Origin of the sequence: Clostridium sp. JN-1 (assembly GCF_003718715.1) — a bacterium.
In the GTDB taxonomy this organism is placed as follows: Bacteria; Bacillota; Clostridia; order Clostridiales; family Clostridiaceae; genus Clostridium_AV.
Map to the genome: position 1 here is coordinate 2,342,982 of NZ_CP033465.1, position 24,288 is coordinate 2,367,269.

Consider the following 24,288-nt stretch of genomic DNA (forward strand, 5'->3'; position numbering starts at 1 on the left):
ATTGTAACAGAATTTGAATAATAATATTTTTTTCAAATTATGGAAAAATAAATATATTGAATTTCAACAGCAATAATCAATACATACTAATATTATTTTATGCAAAAAAGCCTGTATTGTTAATTTTCAATACAAGCTTCTTTTTATTAAGGGAAGTATCTTATAGTGCAGCATTATATAGTATAACTACAAATTACACTTTTATACGCATACATATAAACGTTGATATTATAATATTTCTATAATTTAATATTATTTTCTCTTGCATAATAAAACAAATATTGTTGGGCAAATCCTGATAACTCACCAAACTTATTTATTCCAAATTCCCTTATCCTTTTGAGTGAAACGTCAGGTGCTACATAAAAATACTGCATTGCTCTTTTAACCCAAACATCTACAGGAAACGAAAAATACTTTTGCATAGAAAATAACATTATACAATCTGCAACCTTTGGGCCAATTCCCATAAACTTTTGCAATTCATTATGGCATACATTATCACTTTGCCTACTTATCCAATTTAAATCGCAGTGTTCATCATAATCTTCATCTTTAAATGTTCCTTTAGTATATATTAAATCCACTGTATTCTTTATATACTTTGCTCTAAAACCTGCACTGCATTTCTCAAGTTCTTCCTCGGAAGCTTTACTTAAAGCTTCTATATCTGGAAACGAATAATATGTATTACCCTTATACTCTATTGGTTTGCCCCACTTCTTACTTATATTTTCTATAACCTTTTTTATCATAGGTATCCTATTATTAGCTGATATTATAAAAGACACAACAATTTCAAATGGGTCTTGTTTTAAAAGTCTCATACCATATCCAAATTCAACAGACTTCTTAAGTATATCATCTTTTTTCAATATATCTTTAATCTCAGAATAATCTCTGTATAAGTCAAAGTAATCAGCCCATATATCTCTGAAATCATCTTCATTGGTATTGTATATAATCACATCATTATCTTTTTTTTCAACTTCTATTACTCTTGCAAAAGCTATTCCTATGTAGCTTCCACTTTTTTGTCTGTGCCATCTAAAGCACTGTCCACAGTCAAAAATATGATTTAATTCAAAATTTCTGACACCTTTTAAAATAATGCCATGTTCAAATCTTTCCACACGACTAAAATCCATTAACTTACACTTCCAATCGATTTTACTTAACTATAAATTCTTTGTTTTTAGATATTATATCCTCCAATATTTCAGCAGCTGTTAAAATTATGCGGCTGCATCTAATCTCATCATTTCTATACTTACTTTTAAGTTCACTGCAAGTTTTAGTATTTAATTTTTCCTGAAATTTTTCAAAAAACTCTTTAGAAAGTTTTTTTATTCTATCACTTTCATGCGCTTTATCTTTTACAAAAAGTATTCCAAGAACTGCAAGTGACCCACTTATAGCACCACAAACATCCTCTATGCCCATTCCTCCACCAAATGCAGCCATGGTCTTTAGGGTTTTCTTATCTAAGTTTAAATTATACATCTCATTTGAAGCATATAAAATAGTTTCTGCACAATTTAGATTATACTTTTCCTGATAATATTTATTAATATAATCTTTTAACATATATATCGCCCTTCCATATTTAAATTTTAGAGGACAGAGGACAATGAAGGAGGATTTTTCTCCGCTGTACTGCGAAAAATCTTTAATTAAATTTTTGATAACTTGTTTCGCTAAAGCGAAACATTGTTGACTTATATAATTTTAAAGATTCTTTTGCGTTAGCAAAAAATCAACCTTCTCTGTCCTATGTCCTCTGTCCTATGTCCTTTGTTTCCTGTTTTCTGTCTTCTAAAAAAGAGCTGTATAAATACAACTCTTTTTTATTAATATTATTTTTCACTTAAATATTTGTCAATAGCAGCTGCTGCTTTCTTTCCTGCTCCCATAGCAAGTATTACTGTAGCAGCTCCTGTTACAGCATCTCCACCTGCATATACACCTTTTTTAGTAGTAAGCCCTGTATCTTCCTCCGCTATTATGCACTTACGCTTGTTAACTTCTAATCCCTTTGTTGTTGAAGATATTAGTGGATTTGGTGATGTTCCAAGTGACATTATAACAGTATCAACATCTATCACAAATTCTGATCCTTCTATTGGAACTGGTCTTCTTCTTCCTGAAGCATCTGGTTCTCCAAGCTGCATCTTTATGCACTTCATACCCTTAACCCAGCCTTTTTCATCCCCTAAAATTTCTACTGGATTAGTTAGAAGGTCAAATATTATTCCTTCTTCTTTAGCATGATGTACTTCTTCAGCTCTAGCTGGAAGTTCTTCTTCTGATCTTCTATAGACTATATGAACTTCTGCTCCTAGTCTTAAAGCTGTCCTAGCTGAATCCATTGCAACATTTCCTCCACCTACTACTGCTACTTTAGTTCCGATTTTAATAGGTGTATCATAGTCATTTTTAAAAGCTTTCATCAAATTATTTCTAGTTAGAAATTCATTTGCAGAAAATACTCCATTTAAATTTTCTCCATTTATCCCCATGAATTTTGGAAGTCCTGCTCCAGAACCTATAAATACAGCTTGAAATCCTTCTTCTTCTATTAATTGATCTATAGTAATAGTTTTACCTATTATTACATCAGTTTCTATCTTTACTCCCAATTTCTTAACATTTTCGACTTCATGTTTAACTACTTTATCCTTAGGAAGCCTAAACTCTGGAATTCCATAAACTAAAACTCCACCTGCTTCATGTAATGCTTCAAAAACGGTTACATTATAACCTAATTTTGCAAGATCTCCAGCACAAGTAAGTCCAGAAGGACCGCTTCCTATAACTGCAACTTTCTTACCATTACTTGGTTTTTTCTCTGATAAATCTATGTTATGTTCTCTTGACCAATCAGCTATAAATCTTTCAAGTTTTCCTATAGCTACAGGCTCACCCTTTATTCCAAGTACACATTTTCCTTCACATTGACTTTCTTGTGGACATACCCTTCCACATACTGCTGGCAGTGCACTTGACTTAGCTATTATTTTAGCTGCTTCTTCAAAATTTCTTTCCTTAACCTTAGATATGAATTGAGGTATACTTATAGTTACAGGACATTTTGTAACACACATAGGCTTCTTACAACTTAAACATCTATTAGCTTCTTTAACAGCTTCCTCTTCATTATATCCTAAACAAACTTCTTCAAAATTATGAGCTCTTACACTTGGTTCTTGTTCCTTTATAGGTGTTCTAACCATTCTATCATTACCCATATTATTTTTCTCCCTCCAATCCTACATGACATTTATGACCTTCTTGCTTTTCCTGAAGGTCTAATGCAGCCTTTCCTTCTTGAGTCTTATACATTGCTTGTCTTCTCATGGCTTCATCAAAGTTAACTAGATGTCCATCAAATTCAGGACCATCTACACAAGCAAATTTGGTTTCATTTCCAACTGTTACCCTGCAAGCACCGCACATTCCTGTTCCATCTACCATTATAGGATTTAAACTAACCACTGTCTTTATACCATACTCTTTTGTGAGCTTTGCTATAAATTTCATCATTATCATAGGTCCTATAGCTACAACATAGTCATATTTTTTACATTGTTTATCTATAAGATCTTTTAATAAATCTGTTACAAATCCCTTATATCCATAACTTCCATCATCAGTTGCCACATATAAATTACCTGCAGCAGCTTTCATTTCATCTTCTAGAAGTAAATAATTTTTAGATTTACATCCTACAATTACATCTGCATTAATTCCATGTTTATGTAACCATTTAACTTGTGGATATACTGGTGCTGCTCCAACACCGCCAGCTACAAAGACTATGTTTTTACTTTTTACTTCTTCTATATTATCAGTTACCAAATCAGAAGGTTGACCCAGCGGACCGACAAAATCTCTAAATTCTTCTCCGACTTCATAATCAGCCATTCTTTGTGTAGAACCACCTATTGTCTGAAATACTATAGTTACAGTTTTCTTTTCAGGATCAGAATCACAAATAGTAAGAGGGATTCTCTCTCCTTTGTCATCCATTCTAACTATAACAAATTGACCTGGTAAACATGCTTTTGCAACTCTAGGCGCTTCTATATCCATTAAAAATATATTAGGTGCCAAAGCTCTTTTATTTAAAATTTTATACACTTTTACCCCTCCATATAATCATAATATATATAATATAATAACCTTTACCTTTTTATATTATAACACAATAAACATCAAAACTTTATTAAAATTTCTACAATTTGTAATACAAAAATAGCCTCCGAAATAAGTTGTATTTCAGCGGCTATTTTAGTTATTTATCTTGTATTATTTTGAATAATCATAGAATCCTTTTTTAGTCTTTCTTCCAAGCCATCCAGCTCTTACATATTTTCTTAATAATGGATGAGTCCTATACTTAGAATCACCTGTCTCTTTATATAATACATCCATTACAGCAAGACAAATATCTAATCCTATAAGATCTGCTAATTCTAATGGTCCCATTGGATGATTTGCGCCAAGTCTCATAGCTTTATCTATGTCTTCTTTAGATGCTATTCCTTCAGCCATTAATCCAACAGCTTCGTTGATCATTGGAACTAATATTTTGTTTACAACAAATCCTGGAGCTTCTTTAACTTCTACAGGGTCTTTTCCAATCTCTGTAGCTATTTGCTTAACAGTATCTAAAGTTTCTTGAGAAGTAGCTATTCCTTTTATTACTTCTACAAGTTTCATAACAGGAGCTGGGTTAAAGAAGTGCATTCCAATAACCTTATCTGGTCTCTTAGTAGCAGAAGCAACTTCTGTTATTGAAAGAGAAGATGTATTGGAAGCAAGAATTGTTTCTGGCTTACAAACTTTATCTAACTCTGAGAATATTTCTTTCTTTATTTTCATATTTTCTACTGCTGCTTCAACAACTAGATCGCAATCAGCTGCCATGTTAAGGTCAACTGTTCCTTTTATTCTAGCAATTATAGCATCAGCATTTTCTTGTGACATTTTACCCTTTTTAACTGATCTTGAAAGATTTTTCTTTATTGTTGAAATTCCTCTTTCTACAAATTCATCCTTTATATCTCTTACTACTACTTCACATCCCTTTGATGCAAAAGCTTGAACAATTCCTGAGCCCATAGTTCCTGCACCAAGTACACATACTTTTTTCATATTTTTATCCCCTCTCAATTAAAATAATCAGAATAAAGTCAATTAATTCATAGCTTTTATCTGAGCTATCATTTCAGGTATTACTTTAGTGTAATCACCAACTATAGCAAGATCTGCTGCCTGCATTATTGCAGCTGAATCATCTTTGTTTATAGCAATTATGAAATCACTATCTTGCATTCCTGCTAAATGCTGTATTGCACCTGATATTCCACAAGCTATATATAAATTAGGTCTTACAGTTTTACCTGTTTGTCCTACTTGATATGCTTTATCTATCCAGCCGTTATCTACAGCTGCACGTGAAGCGGATATTGTTCCGCCTAATAAGTCTGCAAGTTCTTTTAGCATATTGAAGCCTTCTGGACTGCCAAGTCCTCTTCCTCCTGATACAAGAACTTTAGCATCTCCTATATCTGCTATATTCTTAGCTGATTTTACTACTTCCTGTATCTTTGTTCTTATGTCATCTTCTTTTACATCGATATTTACTTTTTCTATATTTCCTTTTCTGCTGCTGTCTTTTTCTAATTTTTCAAATACTCCAGGTCTTACTGTTGACATCTGCGGTCTGTGATCGGTACATGCTATTGTAGCCATCAAGTTTCCACCGAATGCTGGTCTTGTCATAAGTAAGTTCTTGCCTTCTTCATCTATGTCAAGTCCTGTACAATCTGCTGTAAGTCCTGTTGAAAGTCTTGCAGATACTCTAGGTCCAAGATCTCTTCCTATAAATGTTGCACCAACTAAAAGTATTTCTGGTTTTCTAGTTGTAACAAGTTCATTTATTACATTTGCATATGCATCAGTTGTATAATTTTTTAAGTTTGGATTATCTACACATATAACTTTATCTGCTCCATAAGCTGCTAATTCTTTTGCAAGATTATCTACATTGCTTCCAAGAAGCAGAGCTGTTACTTCTTCGCCTAATTTATTTGCCAATTCTTTTCCTTTTCCGACTAACTCTAGGGCTACTTTCTGAAGTTTTCCGTCTCTTTGTTCAGCAAATACCCATACACCTTTATAATCTGCTATACTCATGTTTAAATCCCTCCTATAAATTTAGATGAAATGTTTCTCTTTTAGTTTTGCAACTCCGTATGCTGCTGCTTCTTTATATGGCTTATCTATAAGTTCGCCCTTTCCTTTTGCTGCTTTTGGCCATGATTTTTTAACTTTTGTTGGTGAACCTTTAAGTCCAAGAAGGGATTTATCTACATCTATGTCATCTGCTGTCCACAATTTTACTTCCTTCTTGTAAGCTTCAAATATTTTTGGCATGTACATATATCTTGGCTCATTCAATTCTTTTATTGCAGTTAAAAGAACTGGTGTCTTTACTTTTACTACTTCATATCCATCTTCAAGAGATTTCCTTACAGTAAGTTCATTTCCGCTTATCTTTACATCTTCTACATATGTTACCTGCGGTATTCCAAGGTGTTCTGCTATTTCTGGTCCTACTTGTGCAGTATCTCCATCTATAGCCTGTCTTCCGGCAAATATTATATCATAATCTAATTTTCTAAGTGCTCCTGCAAGTGCATTTGATGTAGCTAGTGTATCTGCTCCTGCAAATGCTCTATCAGAAATTAATATTGCTTCATCAGCACCCATTGCGAGAGCTTCCCTTAAAGCCTTATCGGCCTGTGGAGGTCCCATGCTGATTACTGTAACTTTTGCTCCTTCACTTTCCTTTAATTGAAGTGCTCCTTCAAGTGCATTTTTGTCATCTGGGTTTATTATTGATGGAACTCCCTCTCTTATAAGTGTTCCAGTCTTTGGATCTATTTTAACTTCGTTAGTATCAGGTACTTGTTTTAAGCAAACTACTATATTCATATGTTTAACCCTCCTATTTCCTTAACAAATTGCTTGCAATAACCATCTTTTGAACTTCTGATGTTCCTTCATATATTTCAGTTATCTTTGCATCTCTCATCATTCTCTCAAGTGGGTAATCCTTTGTATATCCATATCCGCCTAAGATCTGAACTGCTTTAGTTGTAACAAACATTGCAGTTTCTGCTGCAAACAATTTTGCTTCTGCTGCATCCATTGTGAACGGCATTCCTTCTTGTTTCTTCCAAGCTGCTTTGTATACAAGATATTTTGCTGCTTCTACTTTAGTTTTCATTTCAGCTACATACCATTGTAATCCCTGGAATGCTGAAAGTGGTTTTCCAAATTGTTTTCTTTCTTTCATGTAGTTTATAGCATACTCAAGTGCTCCTTCTGCTATTCCAAGAGCTTGTGCTCCTATTCCTATTCTGCCTCCGTCAAGTGTCATCATTGCAACTTTGAAACCTTTTCCTTCTTTTCCAAGAAGATTTGCTGCAGGTATTCTTAAATCTTCATATATAAGTTCTGTTGTTGAAGATCCTCTTATACCCATCTTATCTTCTACTTTTCCTATTGTAAATCCGGGCATTCCTCTCTCAATTATAAATGCTGATATACCTTTTGTTCCCCTGCTCTTATCTGTCATAGCAAAAGTTACAAAAGTATCTGCATATCCACCATTTGTAATGAATATCTTGGAACCATTTAATACATAATAATCTCCGTCTTTTTTTGCTGTAGTCTGCTGTGCTGCAGAATCTGTTCCTGCATTTGGTTCAGTTAGAGCAAATGCTCCTATCTTCTTTCCGCTGAATAAATCTGGAAGATATCTTTTCTTTTGATCTTCTGTACCAAAGTTGTATATTGGCCATGAGCACAGTGATGTATGTGCTGAAAAAGCAGTTGAAGTAGTTGTACAAGCTTTTGCAAGTTCTTCTACTACCATTATATAGCTTAAATAATCAGCACCAGCTCCGCCTAATTCCTTAGGATACGGCATACCCATCATGTTATACTTAGCCATTTTCTTCATTGTTTCTATTGGGTATCTTTCTGTTGCATCGACTTCTTTAGCTAAAGGCTCTACCTCATTTTTTACAAATTCAGCTGCCATTTGTTTTACTAATTCTTGTTCCTTTGTCAAACCAAAATTCATTACATTAACCTCCTATCTATTCTTAAAACATTTGTCTCTCTTCTCAACAAATGCAGTCATACCTTCTTTTTGATCTTCTGTTGCAAAACACAGTCCAAAAACTGCTGTTTCGTATGAAAGACCTGTATCTATATCGCATTGTATTCCTTTATTTATTGCAGCTTTACACATTTTAACTGCTATAGGTGCATTTGCTGCTATAGTATTTGCAAGATCCTTTGCTTCTTTCATCAAATTCTCTGGTTCTACTACTTTGTTTACAAGACCTACTCTATATGCTTCATTTGCATCAATGATTTTAGCAGTGTATATAAGTTCTTTTGCCATTCCTGGTCCAATTGTTCTTGCAAGTCTCTGTGTTCCGCCGCATCCTGGTGTGATTCCAAGACCTGCCTCTGGCTGTCCGAATTTAGCCTTAGTTGAAGCTATTCTTATATCACAAGCAAGTGATAGTTCACAGCCGCCTCCAAGTGCAAAACCGTTTACTGCAGCTATTACTGGTTTTTCAAGATTTTCTAATTTTCTGAAAGCTTCGTTTCCAGTCATTCCGAACTCTCTTCCGCCTTCAGTATTCATATCTTTCATTTGAGTTATGTCAGCGCCTGCAACAAAAGCTCTGCCTGCACCTGTAACTATTACAGCAAGTATTTCGCTGTCTTTAGCAATTTCATCAACAACAGCACTGATATCTACAAAAGTCTCCGTATTTAAAGCATTTAGTGCCTTAGGTCTGTTAATAGTAACTATAGCTATTTTTCCATCCTTTTCAAAGGTAAGATTTTTAAACTCCATTACTTGATCCTCCTCATTAATGAAATATTTATTTATTGTTATATAATTAACACATTTTTGTTAATAATATAACAATAAATATAAAAAAAATAATTGAAGCCCGCAAGCTCAATTATTATTATAAACCCTAAAGCAATAGATTTCAATATAAAATCATCATATATTTATAATTTTTACCTTTCGGCTATCAACTATTTTCTGTCATTTAATAAACAACTTAACGTAAGTTAACTATTCTTTGTCATTTAATAAACAACTTAACGTAAGTAAACTATCACTTAAATGAACATTTCCGATTTTTACATCATCAGGAATAACTAAATCTACAGGAGCAAAGTTCCAAATTCCCTTAACGCCATTTTTAACTAAAATATCACATACTTTTTGTGCATTATTTCTAGGCACACATATTACACCAATATCTATATGGTTTTCTTGTAAATATCCTGGTAAACAATCTATATCCTTTATACTTATATCTCTTATCTTTAATCCAACCAATTTAGGATTGATATCAAATAGTGATTCAAGAGTAAATCCAAGTTTTTCAAACCTCGTATAGTTTGCTATGGCCTGCCCTATGTTTCCTGCTCCTACTATTACTGTTTTGTAAATTTTAGTAAGCCCCAAAATATTTCTTATTTGATTATACAGCTCACTAACGTTATAACCATAACCCTGCTGGCCAAAATCTCCAAAACAATTCAAATCTTGTCTGATCTGGGACGCTGTAAAACCTATCTTTTCACTTAATTCTTTTGAAGAAATTCTATCGACATCATTTTTTAGTAATTCCCCAAGATACCTATGATACTTAGGCAATCTTTTTATAACAGCCATTGATATATTTTTTTTCTTCTCCATACTACACCTCTTATTATATATATTATATACTTTATATATTTATTTCTCTTGTTATATTATTAGTCAATGATATTATATGTCAATAATTCATTATACATTTTTAATTAATAATATGCAATGTTTAACAAATATATTCATATAACAACTTTATACTTATATTATAAATAATATGTATCTATGAATATTTTATGTAATTTAAAATTATAAAAAATTTTATACATAAAATTCATATATTTTTCATACCGCACAAAATTTACACTACAAAAAATTCCTTTGTAATAGTAAAATAATATTGGTTGGATTAAGGAAGGTGAAAACATGATTGTTTTAAGCTGCAAAAATATTCATAAAAGTTACGGAACTAACATTATATTAAATGATGTAACTCTTAATTTAAATGAAGGTGAAAAGATAGGTTTAATAGGTCCTAATGGAGCTGGTAAATCAACACTTTTTAAGATCATAACTAATCAGCTGGATGAGTACTCTGGAAATTTATTTATTGATAAGAATAAATCTATAGGTTACCTTGCCCAGCATCTTTCACTAGAATCTTCTAATACTATATACGATGAAATGTTAACGGTATTTGAAGAACTTTTAAATTTAGAAAAAAAATTAACACATCTAGAAAATTTAATGAATAAGCCATATGATGACAGCAATAAAGATTATTACAATAAGGTGATTAAGGATTATACTACAAATACTGAACTATACAATAATAAGGGAGGTTACACATACAAAGCTGAAATAGGAAAAGTTTTAAAAGGACTTGGCTTTACGCAGGAAGACTATGATAAAAATATCAGTATATTAAGCGGCGGTCAAAAAACAAGAGTCGCACTATGTAAACTCCTTTTAACAAAGCCTCAAATTTTGCTGTTAGATGAGCCTACAAATCATTTAGATTTAGATGCTATAGAATGGTTAGAAGAGTACTTAAAGTCGTATAAAGGTACTGTTTTAATTATATCTCATGATAGATATTTCCTAGATGCTGTAACTTCTAAAACTTTAGAACTCATTAACGGCCACATAAATTCATATAATGGCAGCTATACTAAATTTCTAGATTTAAAACAAAAAAATTATGAAACTCAATTAAAAGCGTATAATCTGCAGCAAAGTGAAATTAAAAGACAGGAAGAGATAATAAAAAGATATAAATCTTTTAACAGGGAAAAAAGCATCAAAGCTGCTGAAAGTAGGCAAAAAGCATTAGATAAAGTTGAAAGAATAGATCTTCCTGATAAGGAAGAAAAGCTTGATCATATAACATTTGAAACTCAAATTAAAAGTGGAAATGATGTCTTACATATTGAAAATTTAAGTAAAAGTTACAGCAAAACTTTATTTGAAAACTTGAATTTAGATATAAAAAGAGGAGAAAAAGTAGCTATCATAGGTGAAAATGGCAGAGGAAAGACAACTTTATTTAAAATAATAATGGATAAATTGAAAGCAGATTCTGGAGTTTGCTCCATTGGTAAAAATGTATTCATAGGTTATTACGATCAAGAACAGTCAAATTTAAATTTAAATAAAACTGTAATAGATGAAGTTTGGGATGACTTTCCACACTTGACTACAACTGAAATACGAAGTTATCTTGCTGCTTTTTTATTTCATAGTGATGATGTATTTAAAAAGGTATCTGAATTAAGTGGAGGCGAAAGGTGCAGAATTAACTTATTAAAGTTGATGTTATCTAACTCCAACTTTTTACTATTAGATGAGCCTACAAACCATTTGGATATAATGTCAAGAGAAGCTTTGGAAAAAGCCCTATTAAATTATGATGGAACTGTTTTAGTAATATCACATGATAGATATTTTTTAAACAAAGTTATCGAAAAGATATACGAGCTTACTGAAAAAGGTGTTAACGAATATTTGGGTAATTATAGTTATTATGTTGAAAAAAAGAAAAATCCATTGAGATTTCAGGAAAACGAAGAGAATGTGCCTGGAAAAACTAAGACTCAAATAAATAATGAAAAAAAGAAAAAAAGAGAAATTAAAAAAATAGAAAAGGAACAAAAGTTAAAGGTCAAAAATGTAGAAGATAACATATCCGATATTGAGGATTTGATATCTGAGCTTCAAGCTGCCTTATGTAAAGAAGAAGTCTATTCAAATCCTGAGAAAAGTGAAGATATAAATAAAACACTAATTGAAAAACAATCTGAACTCGATTGCTTATATGAAGAATGGGAAAAATTAATGTAGGAGTAAAATCCTACATTAGTTTTTTACTTTCTGTACTTTCCAATCTTTTCATTCATAGTAATACCATCCGGTTTATAATCTATTTTTACTATTGATGCCACTCTTTCTGCCCCATTTTCTACACATATTTGTTGAGCTTTCTTAACAATTTCCAAGAGTTCATCAAGCTCACCTTCCATAGTTGTTTCCATAGGTCCAACTTCATATTTTACACCAGTCGATTTAATATACTCTATAACTTTATCAACAACTGAATATAAATCCTTATCTTTAACTGAAGGTAATACTTGTAAACTTACATTAATAGCTGACATTTTATCACTCCTAATCATAAATATTTTATAGCTTGTCTTTTAAAAACTCTCCAAGTTTGCTGTCAACTTCAGAGAGATGCATCACAAAGTTTTCAGTAAAAAACTCATTCATTTCCATCATTTTAGTAATTGATATGTAACCTCCTTTAATCCCAATATCAAAGGCATAAATCTTTCTCAAAAAAAAGTTGTGTTCTTCCATATGTTCATCGTATTCAGGGTATATGTACTTGACCATATAACCTTCTTCATCTTTAAAATGTTTTTCAAAGCAAACCTTTAAAAAATTAAATAGTCCAATTACTTCATCACATTTTCTGTCATTACAAGCTTGTTGAAATTTATCTATAGCCTTAAAAAGTTTTATATGCTGCTCATCAATTTTATCAACACATATTAATAATCTGTCTGTAAATAAACCCGTCATAGCATTCCTCCTTATAAAAAATTAACAAATATCTTAAATTACTTAAAATAACATGTAAACAACAAGCCAACCTATATTTTGAGCAGCTCTTTTAACTTTTTTACATTATTTCTACTAATAGGTATTTCTGACTTTTCCTTGTCATTCATAACTAACTTATAAGTTCCATTAAACCATGAATACAATTCTTTTATATTATCCATATTTACAAGATAACTTCTATGAGCTCTAAAAAAGTTAGTTTTTTCTTCTATCTGGTGCAGTGTATATCCTACAAAATAGTCATCATTTTTTGTCTTAATATATGTTTTTTCATCCTTTATATAACAATAGTAAATATCTTTGACATCAACAAGTATTATTTTTCCATTTCTGTCACACGGAATTCTCTTAGTCATTTTTTTTTCTTTGTCAATTTCATTAATTATTTGATTTATCATTCTTGGAAGTTCCTGTTGTTTAGAACTGCTATTATTCCATTTATTCAATATTTTATCTATCGTTTTACCTATTCTACTATCATCAAATGGCTTTAAAACATAATCCATAGCCCCAACTTCAAATGCTTGTAATGCATGTTTTTCATATGCTGTTACAAAAATCACATCTATATTTTTATCAAATTCTTTTATTTCTCTTGCAAGTTCCATACCACTTCTCACCGGCATGTTTATATCTAAGAATACCACTTGAGGCTTTTCTTCCTTTATGAGTTTCATTCCTGTTTCTCCATCATAAGCCATACCCAAAACATAAATAGGATCATATTTAGATATTATATATTTTAACTCTTCCGCAGCAGGGACTTCATCTTCTACTATAATACACCTTATTTTATCCATTAATTGATCTTACCCCCTTTTTGGTATTAAAAAGTTAACCTCTGTACCTTTATTTAAAGCAGTCTCAATATTAAGCATGTTAGCTTCCCCATATAATAACTTTAATCTTTCATTTACATTTTTAAGTCCTATACCAGGTGAGCTGTGCCTAACTTCATTTAATCTATCATCATTCATGCCAACACCGGTATCCTCTATTGAAAATTTTATTTCTCGATTGCTATTATAACGTGCTTTCACAGTTACACTCCCGCCTAAAGGTTTTGGTAATATACCATGTTTAATTGAATTTTCTATAATTGGCTGCAGTATAAAAGCTGGCACTTTTATATTCATCATATCATGAGGTATATCTATATGTACTTTAAGTCTTTCCCCAAATCTAGCTTTTTCAATAGACAAATATGAATTTACAAAATCAATCTCATCTCTCAATAATATAAAGTCTTCTTCACGTTTTAATGTTTGTCTAAAATAATTAGAAAGATCTATAATAAGTTCTTTTGCCTTAGCAGGATTCGTTCTGCAAAAAGATGCTATAGTATTTAATGCATTAAATAAAAAATGCGGCTCAATTTGTGCTCTTAGAGCTCTATATTCTGCAGTAGATGCTTCTTCTGCTAACTTATTCAATTTATGCAATTCTATTTGCATAGATAAAAGATCACTTAATTCTTTAGCAAATTGCCAAAAATACATGTCTATATTTAACTTTGACTTAACTTCAAGCCCTAATACTCCCTCAAAATTAACACCAGATATAAAAAAAGGAGCACAGACAAAATGTAACATTTTTTTATCATTCATAAATTCCAATATTGTATAGCTGGGATGTTTATAGTATCTATTCAAACTGTCATCAAGCTTTTTTTGATCTAATTTTCCACCACAATAAGTTAAGAGCCCATTTTTATCTCCAATAAATACACCATTTATATTAGACATTTCATATATAATTTCAGCTGCATTTTTAGCTGTTTCTCTATTTAGTCCTCTTCTCATATGGACCATAGTTCTTTTTGCAATACTAAGTGCTTTTTGAGCTTGTATAGCCCCAATTCTATCGTATTCTTTTCTTGCATTTTGTATTATATTTATGAATATAACAACACCTAGTGAATTTATAGTTATCATTGGAAATGCTACGATTTTTACTAATCTTATTGAATCCGCAAGTGGTCTTGCAAAAATCAGTAAAATAACCATCTGCAGGCATTCAGCTATAACCGCTCCTATGAATCCACTTTTGACACTAAAAGCACCATCTTTAGAATATTTTCTAGCTAAGCCGCCTGAAATTCCTTCTACAATTGTTGCTAGTCCACAGGCTAGTGCAGTAAAACCACCTAAAAAGTATCTATGCACACCAGCAATAGTACCAACTATTATTCCTATAACAGGTCCGCCAACATATCCTGCCACAATAGCTCCAATTGGTCTAGTATTGGCTATTGCATGTGGTTCTAAGTTTATACCTGTATATGTTCCAACTATTGAAAGTGAGCTAAAAAATACTATCATAACTATTTTATCTGAAAACTCTAGTTTGTCCTTTGTAAGATTCTTAAATATATGGGATTGATTGTATATATAAGCTGCCAAAGCAATTAGAGCCATTTTTTCAAGTAATTGAATATAAAGCACTTTATCCCCCCTATTTATCTAAATTTAAGATAAATAAAATCATTATACAACTGATAAAGTCTACAAATTAATTTTATATAAAATTAATCTTAATATATATTATATAACAAAATAAAAATATTTAAATAATTTGTTAAACATCAATATTGTCAATTACGCCTTTATTTTTACATTTTATTCTCAAATTTTATCCTTTGGCGAGTTATTTATACATAAATCAAAAATAAAGTATTAATATAATACTTGTAATCGTTTTATATATATTTATAAATGTTACATAAAAACTTTTATATTACAAAGGAGGATTTTATATGAACTCTATAGTTTTAGTTATCGTTGCTGCCCTAGTATTAATCTTGGGATACAGAATTTACGGCTCATTTATAGCAGCAAAGGTATTAGTTTTGAGGGACACTACGGAAGTTCCATCAAAAATTCATGAAGATGGTCATGACTATGTACCTACAAACAAATGGGTATTACTTGGACACCACTTTGCTGCAATTGCTGGTGCTGGTCCGCTTATAGGACCTGTTCTCGCAGCACAATATGGTTATCTTCCAGGTACTCTTTGGATCTTAATTGGCGGTGTATTTGCTGGTGCAGTACACGACATGGTTATACTTTGTGCATCCGTAAGACATGATGGAAAATCAATTGCTGAAATTGCTAAAGCAAATCTCGGCAGCAAAATGGGAGTATTAACTTCTATATCGATATTATTCATACTCATAATAACAATGGCCGGACTTGGACTTCCAGTTGTCAATTCATTATATAACAGCCCTTGGGGCACATTCACAGTTGGCTTTACAATACCAGTTGGAATGTTAATTGGAATTTATCTAAAATTCATAAGGCCTGGAAAAATAGCAGAAGGTACTGTAATAGGAATGCTTCTAATACTACTTGGTGTAATATTAGGGCCTTTTATACAACAAACTGCATTAGCACCTTATTTAACTTTTAATGCTAAACAACTATCAGTTATACTTGCTCTCTATGGTTTCCTTGCAGCTGCACTTCCCGTATGGTTGTTATTACTTCCTAGAGATTATTTAAGCACATATATGAAATTAGGTGTTATAGGATTACTTGTTGTAGGAATTATATTTGTAAGACCTACTATACAAATGCCAGCTATAACTAAATTTGTAAACGGCGGCGGTCCAATAGTTCCTGGTAAAGTATTTCCGTTCCTATTTATTACAATAGCTTGTGGTGCACTATCTGGATTCCATTCACTTATAGGTTCAGGTACTACTCCTAAACTTATTCAAAACGAAAAAGATGTACTGCCTATTGGATTTGGTTCAATGCTTATAGAATCATTTGTAGCTTTAATGGCATTAATTGCTGCAACCTGTCTTCCAACAGCTGATTACTTTGCTATAAACTCAGCACCAGCTGTATTTGCAAAACTAGGAATGGTCCCTCATGAACTTCCAATGTTATCACATTTAGTTGGTGAAAATTTAGCAGGAAGACCTGGTGGTTCTGTATCTCTTGCAGTTGGTATGTCTTATGTATTTTACAGCATTCCTGGACTAAAAGGATTAATGTCTTATTGGTATCACTTCTGTATAATGTTTGAAGCACTATTTATACTAACTACTATAGATTCTGGTACAAGAATAGGCAGATATTTATTGCAAGATTTAATAGGTCCTGTTTGTAAACCACTTGCTAATAAAAATTCAACATTTAATATAATATTCTTCAGTGGTCTTATGTCATTTACATGGGGATATCTACTGTATACAGGAAATATATCAACAATATGGCCGCTATTTGGTACAGCAAATCAAACCCTTTCAGCTATAGCATTTGCAATAGGTACAACTGTTCTTATAAGAAACGGAAAACGAAAGTATGTACCTTTGACTATACTGCCAATGGCATTTATAGGCATAGTAACTTTAACTGCATCAATAGAAAACATTACATTAACTTATATACCTGGTCACAAAACTTTATTAGCTATTATGTCATTAATACTTATATTAATACTTGTAGCTATAATGTATGAAAGCATAAAGGCTTGGGTAAGAGATTGGCATAAGTATTCAGATACTGATAATAAAATAAATCAGTCAGCATAGATTTAAAATCTTTAATAAAGAGGATTTACAAAATTAAGTTTTGTAAGTCCTTTTTTTACTCTATATATAGTTTTGTTTATTTAATCTTTTCATTAAACACGCTGTAATTGTAACACACACCCAATAAAATACCACTTACCGGAAATTTTTGATGTTTAACCCTATATTTATTCTAAAAAGTGAATTCCTGTAATATCATTTGAATTGAGAGTTATCTCAAAATTTTAAATTGCGGATATTGTTTATCATAAATAAATATTCGCACTAAAAGAAAGAGGGGGGACTTTTTCATGAACTCTTTAGTTCTAGTCATCATTGCTGCTCTAGTATTGGTTTTAGGATACAGATTCTACGGCTCATTTATAGCGGCAAAAGTATTAGTTTTGAGGGACACTACTGAAGTTCCATCAAAAATTCATGAAGATGGTCATGACTATGTACCTACAAACAAATGGGTATTACTCGGACACCACTTTGCTGCAATCGCTGGTGCTGGTCCGCTTATAGGACCTGTTCTCGCAGCACAATATGGTTATCTTCCAGGTACTCTTTGGATCTTAATTGGCGGTGTATTTGCTGGTGCAGTACATGACATGGTTATACTTTGTGCATCCGTAAGACATGATGGAGAATCAATTGCTGAAATTGCTAAGTCACTTTTTGGGACAAGAATGGGATTTGTAACTTCCATTGCGGTATTATTTATATTAATAATAAGTATGGCAGGTCTTGGACTTCCAATCATCAATTCATTGTACAACAGCCCATGGGGAACTTTTACAGTTGGTTTCACAATACCTGTTGCTATGTTTATTGGAGTTTATATGAAATTTATAAGGCCAGGAAAAATAGTAGAAGGTACTATAATAGGTATGGCTCTTATAATATTAGGTGTTGCTTTAGGACCTTTTATACAGCATACAGCAATAGCTCCTTACCTAACCTTTAATGCTAAACAACTGTCAGTTATACTTGCTCTTTATGGTTTTCTTGCAGCTGCTCTCCCTGTATGGTTATTATTACTTCCTAGGGATTATCTAAGCACATACATGAAATTAGGTGTTATAGCATTATTAGTTGTTGGTATTGTAATTGTTAGACCTACTCTACAAATGCCTGCTTTTACTAAATTCATACATGGGGGCGGTCCAATAGTTCCTGGTAAAGTATTTCCATTCCTATTTATTACAATAGCGTGCGGTGCATTATCTGGTTTTCACTCATTGATAAGTTCAGGTACTACTCCTAAACTTATTCAAAATGAAAAAGATGTACTGCCTATTGGATTTGGTTCAATGCTTATAGAATCATTTATAGCTTTAATGGCATTAATTGCTGCAACTTGTCTTCCTACAGCTGATTACTTTGCTATAAACTCAGCACCAGAAGTATTTGCAAAACTAGGAATGGTTCCTCATGAACTTCCAATGTTATCGAATATGGTTGGTGAACATTTAGCAGGAAGACCTGGTGGTTCTGTATCACTTGCAGTTGGTATGGGCTACGTATTTTATAAGATTCCTGGATTAGAAGGATTAATGTCTTACTTCTATCATTTCTGCATAATGTTTGAAGCACTGTTTATACTAACTACTATAGATGCCGGTACAAGAATAGGCAGATACTTACTTCAAGACTTATGTGGAAAGTTCTATAAACCACTTGGAAATAGAAATTCATGGTTTAATGTAATAGTATTCAGCGCTATTATATCATTTACATGGGGATATCTACTGTATACAGGTAACATATCAACCATATGGCCATTGTTTGGTACAGCAAACCAAATGCTTGCCGCTATAGCGTTTGCAATAGGAACAACTATTATATTAAAGAAGGGCGTTCCAAAATATGCACTAATTACATTTTTACCTATGGTAGCTATATCAATAATAACTATATCAGCTGCCTTACTCAATATATTCCAAAGTTACTTACCAAAAGGAAATATACTGCTAGCTGTAATATCAGCCGTGTTACTAATACTTCTTGTAATTGTAATTCTTGAAAGTATCAAAGTATGGGTTAAAGATTTTGCTAATATACGAAAATCAAAAAGTCAATCAGTTTAAATAAAAATAAGTGGATGGTTATCTTACACCGTCCACTTATTTTTATATCTATAAATTAATCAAATACATTCGCCAGCTGATTAAATAAGTCCTTTTCTTGTTTTATCTTATCTTCGTTTCCAAGTACACAAATGCAATTTTTCTTCATCGCATCTTCAATTAGATTTCCATATTCCCTAATTTGTTTAACATCCGTATTTAAAACATCTTCTCTTTCTTTTTGTCTATCTTCATATTTAGTACCTTTTATATAATTTTCGGCAGCTGCCTCACCTTGCATTGAAGGATTTAATGGATAGTCTAGGTCAGATATTGCACCAATTATATACTTTCTCATTTCCCTTTCTCCTGCATCAAAGTTTTTAATAAACTCCCCAGCTTCATCATAAACTTTTAAAGTATCCTTTAAATTTGGATCACGATATGATGTAAAGAACATATTACCATTTCTCTGGAATGATGAAAAACATCCATAAGCACCGCCCTGAACTCTTACCTTAGTCCAAAGATATGTGTAATTTGCAATTACCTTAAGTACTTGTAAACTTCCACTGTACTTATATCCAAGTTCAATGAAATTATATGCCTTCGATACATACTGTACTTTACCTGATGTCATCAGTCCTTCATTTTCAGGTGTTAACTTCAGTTCATATTTTTGAGGAACAACCTTACTTGAATCTAAATCATTATACAGCTGATTTAAACATTGTTTGTGTTTAGCATAGTTTTCCTCATCAAGTGTTATACCTGTAATTAAATTATTCTTATTGAATATATTCCTTGCTGCTTCATTTAAGTTTTCGCTTATCTCTTTTGATTTTTGATCAAAATTTTTATCTAAATCAGCGATAAATTTATAAAATCCCAATCCACTAACTATATCTTGATATTTGCCTACACTTGAAAAATATGAAAGCAGATGACTTGAAGTTACAATATGTCCTCTATCAAAAATTATCATTTCCATTCTAGATTTTGTTTCATCAATTATTTCCTTTATTCTATTACAATCATCAAACTTACTCTTTTTAATTATTTCTTCTATCAACTCAACTAGTTTAGATAAATTTTCTACAAGGACTTTTGACTTTACTATAAATTTAGGATAAAATTCATTGGTACTTCCATTCTTAGAAAAAGCTTCAACAAAGTATCTTATTCCACCAGTATATATATCAACATTTTTTGATAAATCTTCATACTTATAGTTTTCTGTATTTATCTTCCCTAAAATTGTACTCAATAGTGATATATATGGTATAAGTTCCTGCCTAACAGCTGATGTGTCAAAATATAAATTTACATAAGCTATTTTATTAGTGAATACAGGATGATACAGTACCTTTACACCGCATTCCTCATCTTCTATCAATTGCAACTTTTTAGCCTTAGGATCTATATCGTTTATAGAAATGAGCGGTATCTTTTCTAGGTTTTCAGATAAATCAGGAGTACCTTGTCTTTTTTTCAAATTTTGAGTATTCTTTATAAGTTCATCTATTTGCCCTTCAGATAAACTATCTTTAAACTTTTGTAATTCTTCTTTTGTCTCATTTTCCTTCTTTTCAAGTAAACCTTTTTCAGGCTCTACTATCAAAACTGAACTGTGTTCATTATTCAATATGTGTTTTTCTATAAGATTTTCAAAATATGGAGTAGTAAGTGCTGCCTTTATCTTTGAAAGAGCAGTTTCATAAGTAAGATGAATCCATGGTTTTTCATCATACAACCAGCTGTCCATACACTTCATTCCATATACCAATCCCTTTGGATAACCTTGATAGTTAGCTTCCCTTAATCCAAATTCCCTTATATTTATGGCAGCTTCTATGAGTTTTTTGTCAATTCCGTCTTTAACCAACTTCTTTAAACTGTCCATTACTACCTGCTTAAACTCTTCAACTCTATCCTTATTTGAATTTTTTACAACTATAGTAAATATGGTTTGGAGCATACTCGATTCAAATCCACCAAATACATCTTTACCTATTTTAGCATCTATAATAGCTCTTTTTAAAGGTGATGATGGCATTTCTAAAAGTATAAGTTCTAATATATCAAATGCTAAGTATGCTTCAGGATCAGTTGCTTTTCCAGTAACAAAATTCATACTTAAAAATGTCTTATCTTCTTCTTTTTCATTAGCTAGTATAGGGTACTTAATATTAACTTGTTTTTGATGATCAAATGGAACCTGCAAGTTTATTTTTGAATCTATGTCCTGTCTGTCGAAGTTTTTTAAGTAATTTTCATTTAAAAAATTTAATCTATCCAATATATCCATTTTTCCATACAGATATATATAACTATTAGATGGATGATAATACTTTTTATGAAAGTTTGTAAATTGTTCTTGTGTTAAAGTTGGTATTACATATGGATCTCCACCAGATTCAAGTCCATATTGAGTATCAGGGAAAAGAGATTCTGATATTTTTCTAAAAAGTATGGACTCAGGAGCAGAAAAAGCACCTTTCATTTCGTTATAAACTACACCCTTATAACTAATTGGAGCATTCTTATCTTCAAGCTCATAGTGCCATCCTTCCTGCATCATAATTTCAGGAGTATTATATATGTTTGGATAAAAAACTGCATCTAGATATACATCCATTAAATTGGAAAAATCCTTATCATTTGTACTTGCTACAGGATACATTGTTTTATCTGGAAATGTAAATGCATTTAAAAATGTATTTAAAGAGCCTTTTACTAATTCTACAAAAGGCTCTTTTACTGGAAATTTTCTAGAACCACATAATACAGAGTGTTCTAATATATGCGGTGTTCCCCTGCTGTCTTCCGGCGGTGTCCTAAAACTTATTGCAAACACCTTATTGTCATCATCATTTTCAAGATAAAATAATCTTGCTCCACTTTTTTTATGTTCAAATATCATACCATTAGAATTTATTTCACTAATATGTTTTCTTTCCAAAAACTCAAAACCACTATATTCTTTTCCAAGTTGTAATTCCATAAATTTATCTCCTTTCAAATTCTTAATAATTTAGCAGCATACTCATTACTTATCTATTATCTCAAAATATAATGCTATATATAACATTATATACAAAATTTCCACTAAATAAAACTTCATCATTTATCCAATAACTTATATAAAGACATATATTAAAAATATTGCGATGCAATATTTTTGAGAGGACAGAGGACAGAGGACAGAGAAGGAGGATTTACAGTAGAATTAATAGATTCCAACCTTCATCCAAAAAAAACTAAAATGCCCTGCATTGACGCCGTTAGGCGCTGTTTGAATTTTGATCTTGATGACTTAAAAGTAGCTGCCATAGATGGCATAGAATTATTTGATAGTATTTAGAGAATTGTTTTTTTTCACAGCCTTACGGGCATAGAGATAGCTTTAAGGTATAATTTCAAAATAAAACTGGAAATATTTTATTAAGGTTCTTGGGTAAAAAGGTAAGTGTATCCATACTTATGACCTATCGGTCTGCGGGCTTACCAGCCCTTCAAGTGAGTGTAAAAAATTATAATTCCAGTAAAAATTCTATTTTTACTGGAATTCAAATGTTAAATCTCTGCTAACTTATATAAATTTAAAGATTTTTTGCAGCGCAGCGGAGAAAAATCCTCCTTCTCTGTCCTCTGTCCTATGTCCTCTGTTTTTGTGTCCTCACATGTTTAATATAAAGTTAACTATGACATATATTCCATAGAGCAGTGCTTCATCTGAGGCATCAAAACCACTTGAATGAAGAACTTTTGTTCCTTTAACTTTGTCACTTATACCAAGTCTAAAGTGTACAGATGGACATCTTTGTGCAAAAAATGCAAAATCCTCACCAGCAAAGCTCTTTTCAAGATCCAGCACATTATCATCTCCAAGTATCTTTTTACTTGATTTTATAAATTTATCCGTAAGTTCAAAGTTACTTATTAAAGGTGGACAACCATGTTCATATTCAATGTCAACTTTGCATTTAAAATTTTCTGCTGAAACCTCTGCTGTGTTCTGTATTTCCTGCTGTATGACATTTCTAAGGTTATCATCAAAAGTTCTTACTGTTCCATTAACTTTTGTTTCATCACTTATTACATTGGGCACATTTCCAGAATTGAACGATGCAAATGTAACTACAAATGGATTTAAAGGATTATTTTTTAAGTGAAGCTTTTCGCTGCAAGTTTGAATAAAGTCCACAGCAGGGTATATAGTATTATTGCATAGATAAGGCATTGCAGCATGCCCACCTCTACCTTTAAATGTTATAAAAAATTCATCTGTTGAAGCCATAGACGGTCCTGCCGTTACTTCTATTTTTCCAACATCAAGTCCCGGCCATACATGCAGTCCTATTATATTTTTTACTTTTGGATTTTCAAGCACTCCATTTTCAATCATAGGAAGTGCTCCTCCAGTATCTTCTTCACCTGGTTGAAAAATAAACTTTATACATTTGTCAAATCCTATTTTTTTTAATATTAAAGCGCATCCAAGCACAACAGCCATATGATAATCATGCCCACAAGCATGCGATACACCATTAATAGGAAGTGCATCAATATCTGATCTTATAGCAGTACATTCATTACCTTCATTAAGCACACCAACTACACCAGTATTTATCATATCAACTGTATTGATATTTAAATCTTTTAAGAATTTCTTTATTATTTGTTGAGTTTTATATTCTTTAAAAGATAATTCTGCATTTTCATTTAATTTTTTTCTCAAATTTACTATTTTGCCCATATTGTCTTTTATAATTTCTAATAAATCCATAAGTTCACCCCCATTGCATTATAATACACCAATTTGAATAATTATACATATTCTATCACCAATAAATAATTTC

General features: G+C 31.6%; 20 protein-coding genes. 4 read left to right on the forward strand and 16 right to left on the reverse strand.

Annotation, left to right across the window (positions count from 1 at the left end; translation table 11 throughout):
- Positions 1–239: 239 nt before the first annotated feature.
- The 10 genes from EBB51_RS11210 to EBB51_RS11255 form a co-directional block, all read right to left on the reverse strand.
- Positions 240–1,148, reverse strand: a complete 909-nt coding sequence (locus EBB51_RS11210; protein WP_123054532.1) for a DNA glycosylase — start codon at positions 1,146–1,148, stop codon at positions 240–242.
- 22 nt (positions 1,149–1,170) lie between these two features.
- Entirely contained in the window at positions 1,171–1,587 is a 417-nt protein-coding gene (locus EBB51_RS11215) for a C-GCAxxG-C-C family (seleno)protein (RefSeq protein ID WP_123054533.1), read from the reverse strand.
- Positions 1,588–1,856: 269 nt separating this feature from the next.
- A complete protein-coding gene (gene gltA, locus EBB51_RS11220) occupies positions 1,857–3,248 on the reverse strand; it encodes an NADPH-dependent glutamate synthase (RefSeq protein WP_123054534.1) in 1,392 nt (463 codons plus the stop codon).
- A 1-nt stretch (position 3,249) separates the two neighbouring features.
- Positions 3,250–4,140 (reverse strand): sulfide/dihydroorotate dehydrogenase-like FAD/NAD-binding protein, encoded by an 891-nt coding sequence (locus EBB51_RS11225; protein ID WP_123054535.1) that lies wholly within the window; start codon positions 4,138–4,140, stop codon positions 3,250–3,252.
- Positions 4,141–4,308: 168 nt separating this feature from the next.
- The gene (locus EBB51_RS11230) at positions 4,309–5,157 is read right to left on the reverse strand and encodes a 3-hydroxybutyryl-CoA dehydrogenase (protein ID WP_123054536.1); all 849 of its coding nucleotides are present in this window, start codon (positions 5,155–5,157) and stop codon (positions 4,309–4,311) included.
- A 42-nt stretch (positions 5,158–5,199) separates the two neighbouring features.
- Entirely contained in the window at positions 5,200–6,201 is a 1,002-nt protein-coding gene (locus EBB51_RS11235; RefSeq protein WP_123054537.1) for an electron transfer flavoprotein subunit alpha/FixB family protein, read from the reverse strand.
- A 21-nt stretch (positions 6,202–6,222) separates the two neighbouring features.
- On the reverse strand, positions 6,223–7,002 hold the full coding sequence (locus tag EBB51_RS11240; protein ID WP_123054100.1) for an electron transfer flavoprotein subunit beta/FixA family protein: 780 nt from the start codon (positions 7,000–7,002) through the stop codon (positions 6,223–6,225).
- Between the two features lie 13 nt (positions 7,003–7,015).
- Positions 7,016–8,158, reverse strand: coding sequence for an acyl-CoA dehydrogenase (locus tag EBB51_RS11245; RefSeq protein ID WP_123054101.1), 1,143 nt, complete (start codon positions 8,156–8,158; stop codon positions 7,016–7,018).
- A gap of 12 nt (positions 8,159–8,170) precedes the next feature.
- Positions 8,171–8,950, reverse strand: coding sequence for a short-chain-enoyl-CoA hydratase (locus EBB51_RS11250; protein ID WP_123054102.1), 780 nt, complete (start codon positions 8,948–8,950; stop codon positions 8,171–8,173).
- A 231-nt stretch (positions 8,951–9,181) separates the two neighbouring features.
- Positions 9,182–9,814, reverse strand: a complete 633-nt coding sequence (locus tag EBB51_RS11255; protein ID WP_123054538.1) for a redox-sensing transcriptional repressor Rex — start codon at positions 9,812–9,814, stop codon at positions 9,182–9,184.
- A gap of 318 nt (positions 9,815–10,132) precedes the next feature.
- Here EBB51_RS11255 and EBB51_RS11260 point away from each other — a divergent pair, with 318 nt between their 5' ends.
- On the forward strand, positions 10,133–12,046 hold the full coding sequence (locus EBB51_RS11260; protein ID WP_123054539.1) for an ABC-F family ATP-binding cassette domain-containing protein: 1,914 nt from the start codon (positions 10,133–10,135) through the stop codon (positions 12,044–12,046).
- Positions 12,047–12,069: 23 nt separating this feature from the next.
- Here EBB51_RS11260 and EBB51_RS11265 read toward each other — a convergent pair whose 3' ends face one another.
- The 4 genes from EBB51_RS11265 to EBB51_RS11280 form a co-directional block, all read right to left on the reverse strand.
- A complete protein-coding gene (locus EBB51_RS11265; protein ID WP_123054540.1) occupies positions 12,070–12,360 on the reverse strand; it encodes an MTH1187 family thiamine-binding protein in 291 nt (96 codons plus the stop codon).
- A 25-nt stretch (positions 12,361–12,385) separates the two neighbouring features.
- On the reverse strand, positions 12,386–12,787 hold the full coding sequence (locus EBB51_RS11270) for a hemerythrin family protein (protein ID WP_123054541.1): 402 nt from the start codon (positions 12,785–12,787) through the stop codon (positions 12,386–12,388).
- Between the two features lie 71 nt (positions 12,788–12,858).
- On the reverse strand, positions 12,859–13,629 hold the full coding sequence (locus EBB51_RS11275; RefSeq protein WP_123054542.1) for a LytTR family DNA-binding domain-containing protein: 771 nt from the start codon (positions 13,627–13,629) through the stop codon (positions 12,859–12,861).
- A 9-nt stretch (positions 13,630–13,638) separates the two neighbouring features.
- Positions 13,639–15,273 (reverse strand): LytS/YhcK type 5TM receptor domain-containing protein, encoded by a 1,635-nt coding sequence (locus EBB51_RS11280; RefSeq protein ID WP_123054543.1) that lies wholly within the window; start codon positions 15,271–15,273, stop codon positions 13,639–13,641.
- Between the two features lie 311 nt (positions 15,274–15,584).
- Here EBB51_RS11280 and EBB51_RS11285 point away from each other — a divergent pair, with 311 nt between their 5' ends.
- Both EBB51_RS11285 and EBB51_RS11290 read left to right on the forward strand, forming a co-directional pair.
- Positions 15,585–17,375, forward strand: a complete 1,791-nt coding sequence (locus EBB51_RS11285; protein ID WP_123054544.1) for a carbon starvation protein A — start codon at positions 15,585–15,587, stop codon at positions 17,373–17,375.
- Between the two features lie 290 nt (positions 17,376–17,665).
- Entirely contained in the window at positions 17,666–19,447 is a 1,782-nt protein-coding gene (locus tag EBB51_RS11290) for a carbon starvation protein A (RefSeq protein WP_123054545.1), read from the forward strand.
- 55 nt (positions 19,448–19,502) lie between these two features.
- On the opposite strand, the gene EBB51_RS11295 is transcribed toward EBB51_RS11290, so the two are convergent.
- Positions 19,503–22,430, reverse strand: a complete 2,928-nt coding sequence (locus tag EBB51_RS11295) for an insulinase family protein (protein WP_123054546.1) — start codon at positions 22,428–22,430, stop codon at positions 19,503–19,505.
- A 177-nt stretch (positions 22,431–22,607) separates the two neighbouring features.
- On the opposite strand from EBB51_RS11295, the gene EBB51_RS11300 reads away from it, so the two are divergent.
- The gene (locus EBB51_RS11300) at positions 22,608–22,790 is read left to right on the forward strand and encodes a hypothetical protein (RefSeq protein WP_123054547.1); all 183 of its coding nucleotides are present in this window, start codon (positions 22,608–22,610) and stop codon (positions 22,788–22,790) included.
- A 315-nt stretch (positions 22,791–23,105) separates the two neighbouring features.
- Here EBB51_RS11300 and EBB51_RS11305 read toward each other — a convergent pair whose 3' ends face one another.
- The gene (locus EBB51_RS11305) at positions 23,106–24,215 is read right to left on the reverse strand and encodes a M20 family metallopeptidase (RefSeq protein WP_123054548.1); all 1,110 of its coding nucleotides are present in this window, start codon (positions 24,213–24,215) and stop codon (positions 23,106–23,108) included.
- Positions 24,216–24,288 lie beyond the last annotated feature (73 nt).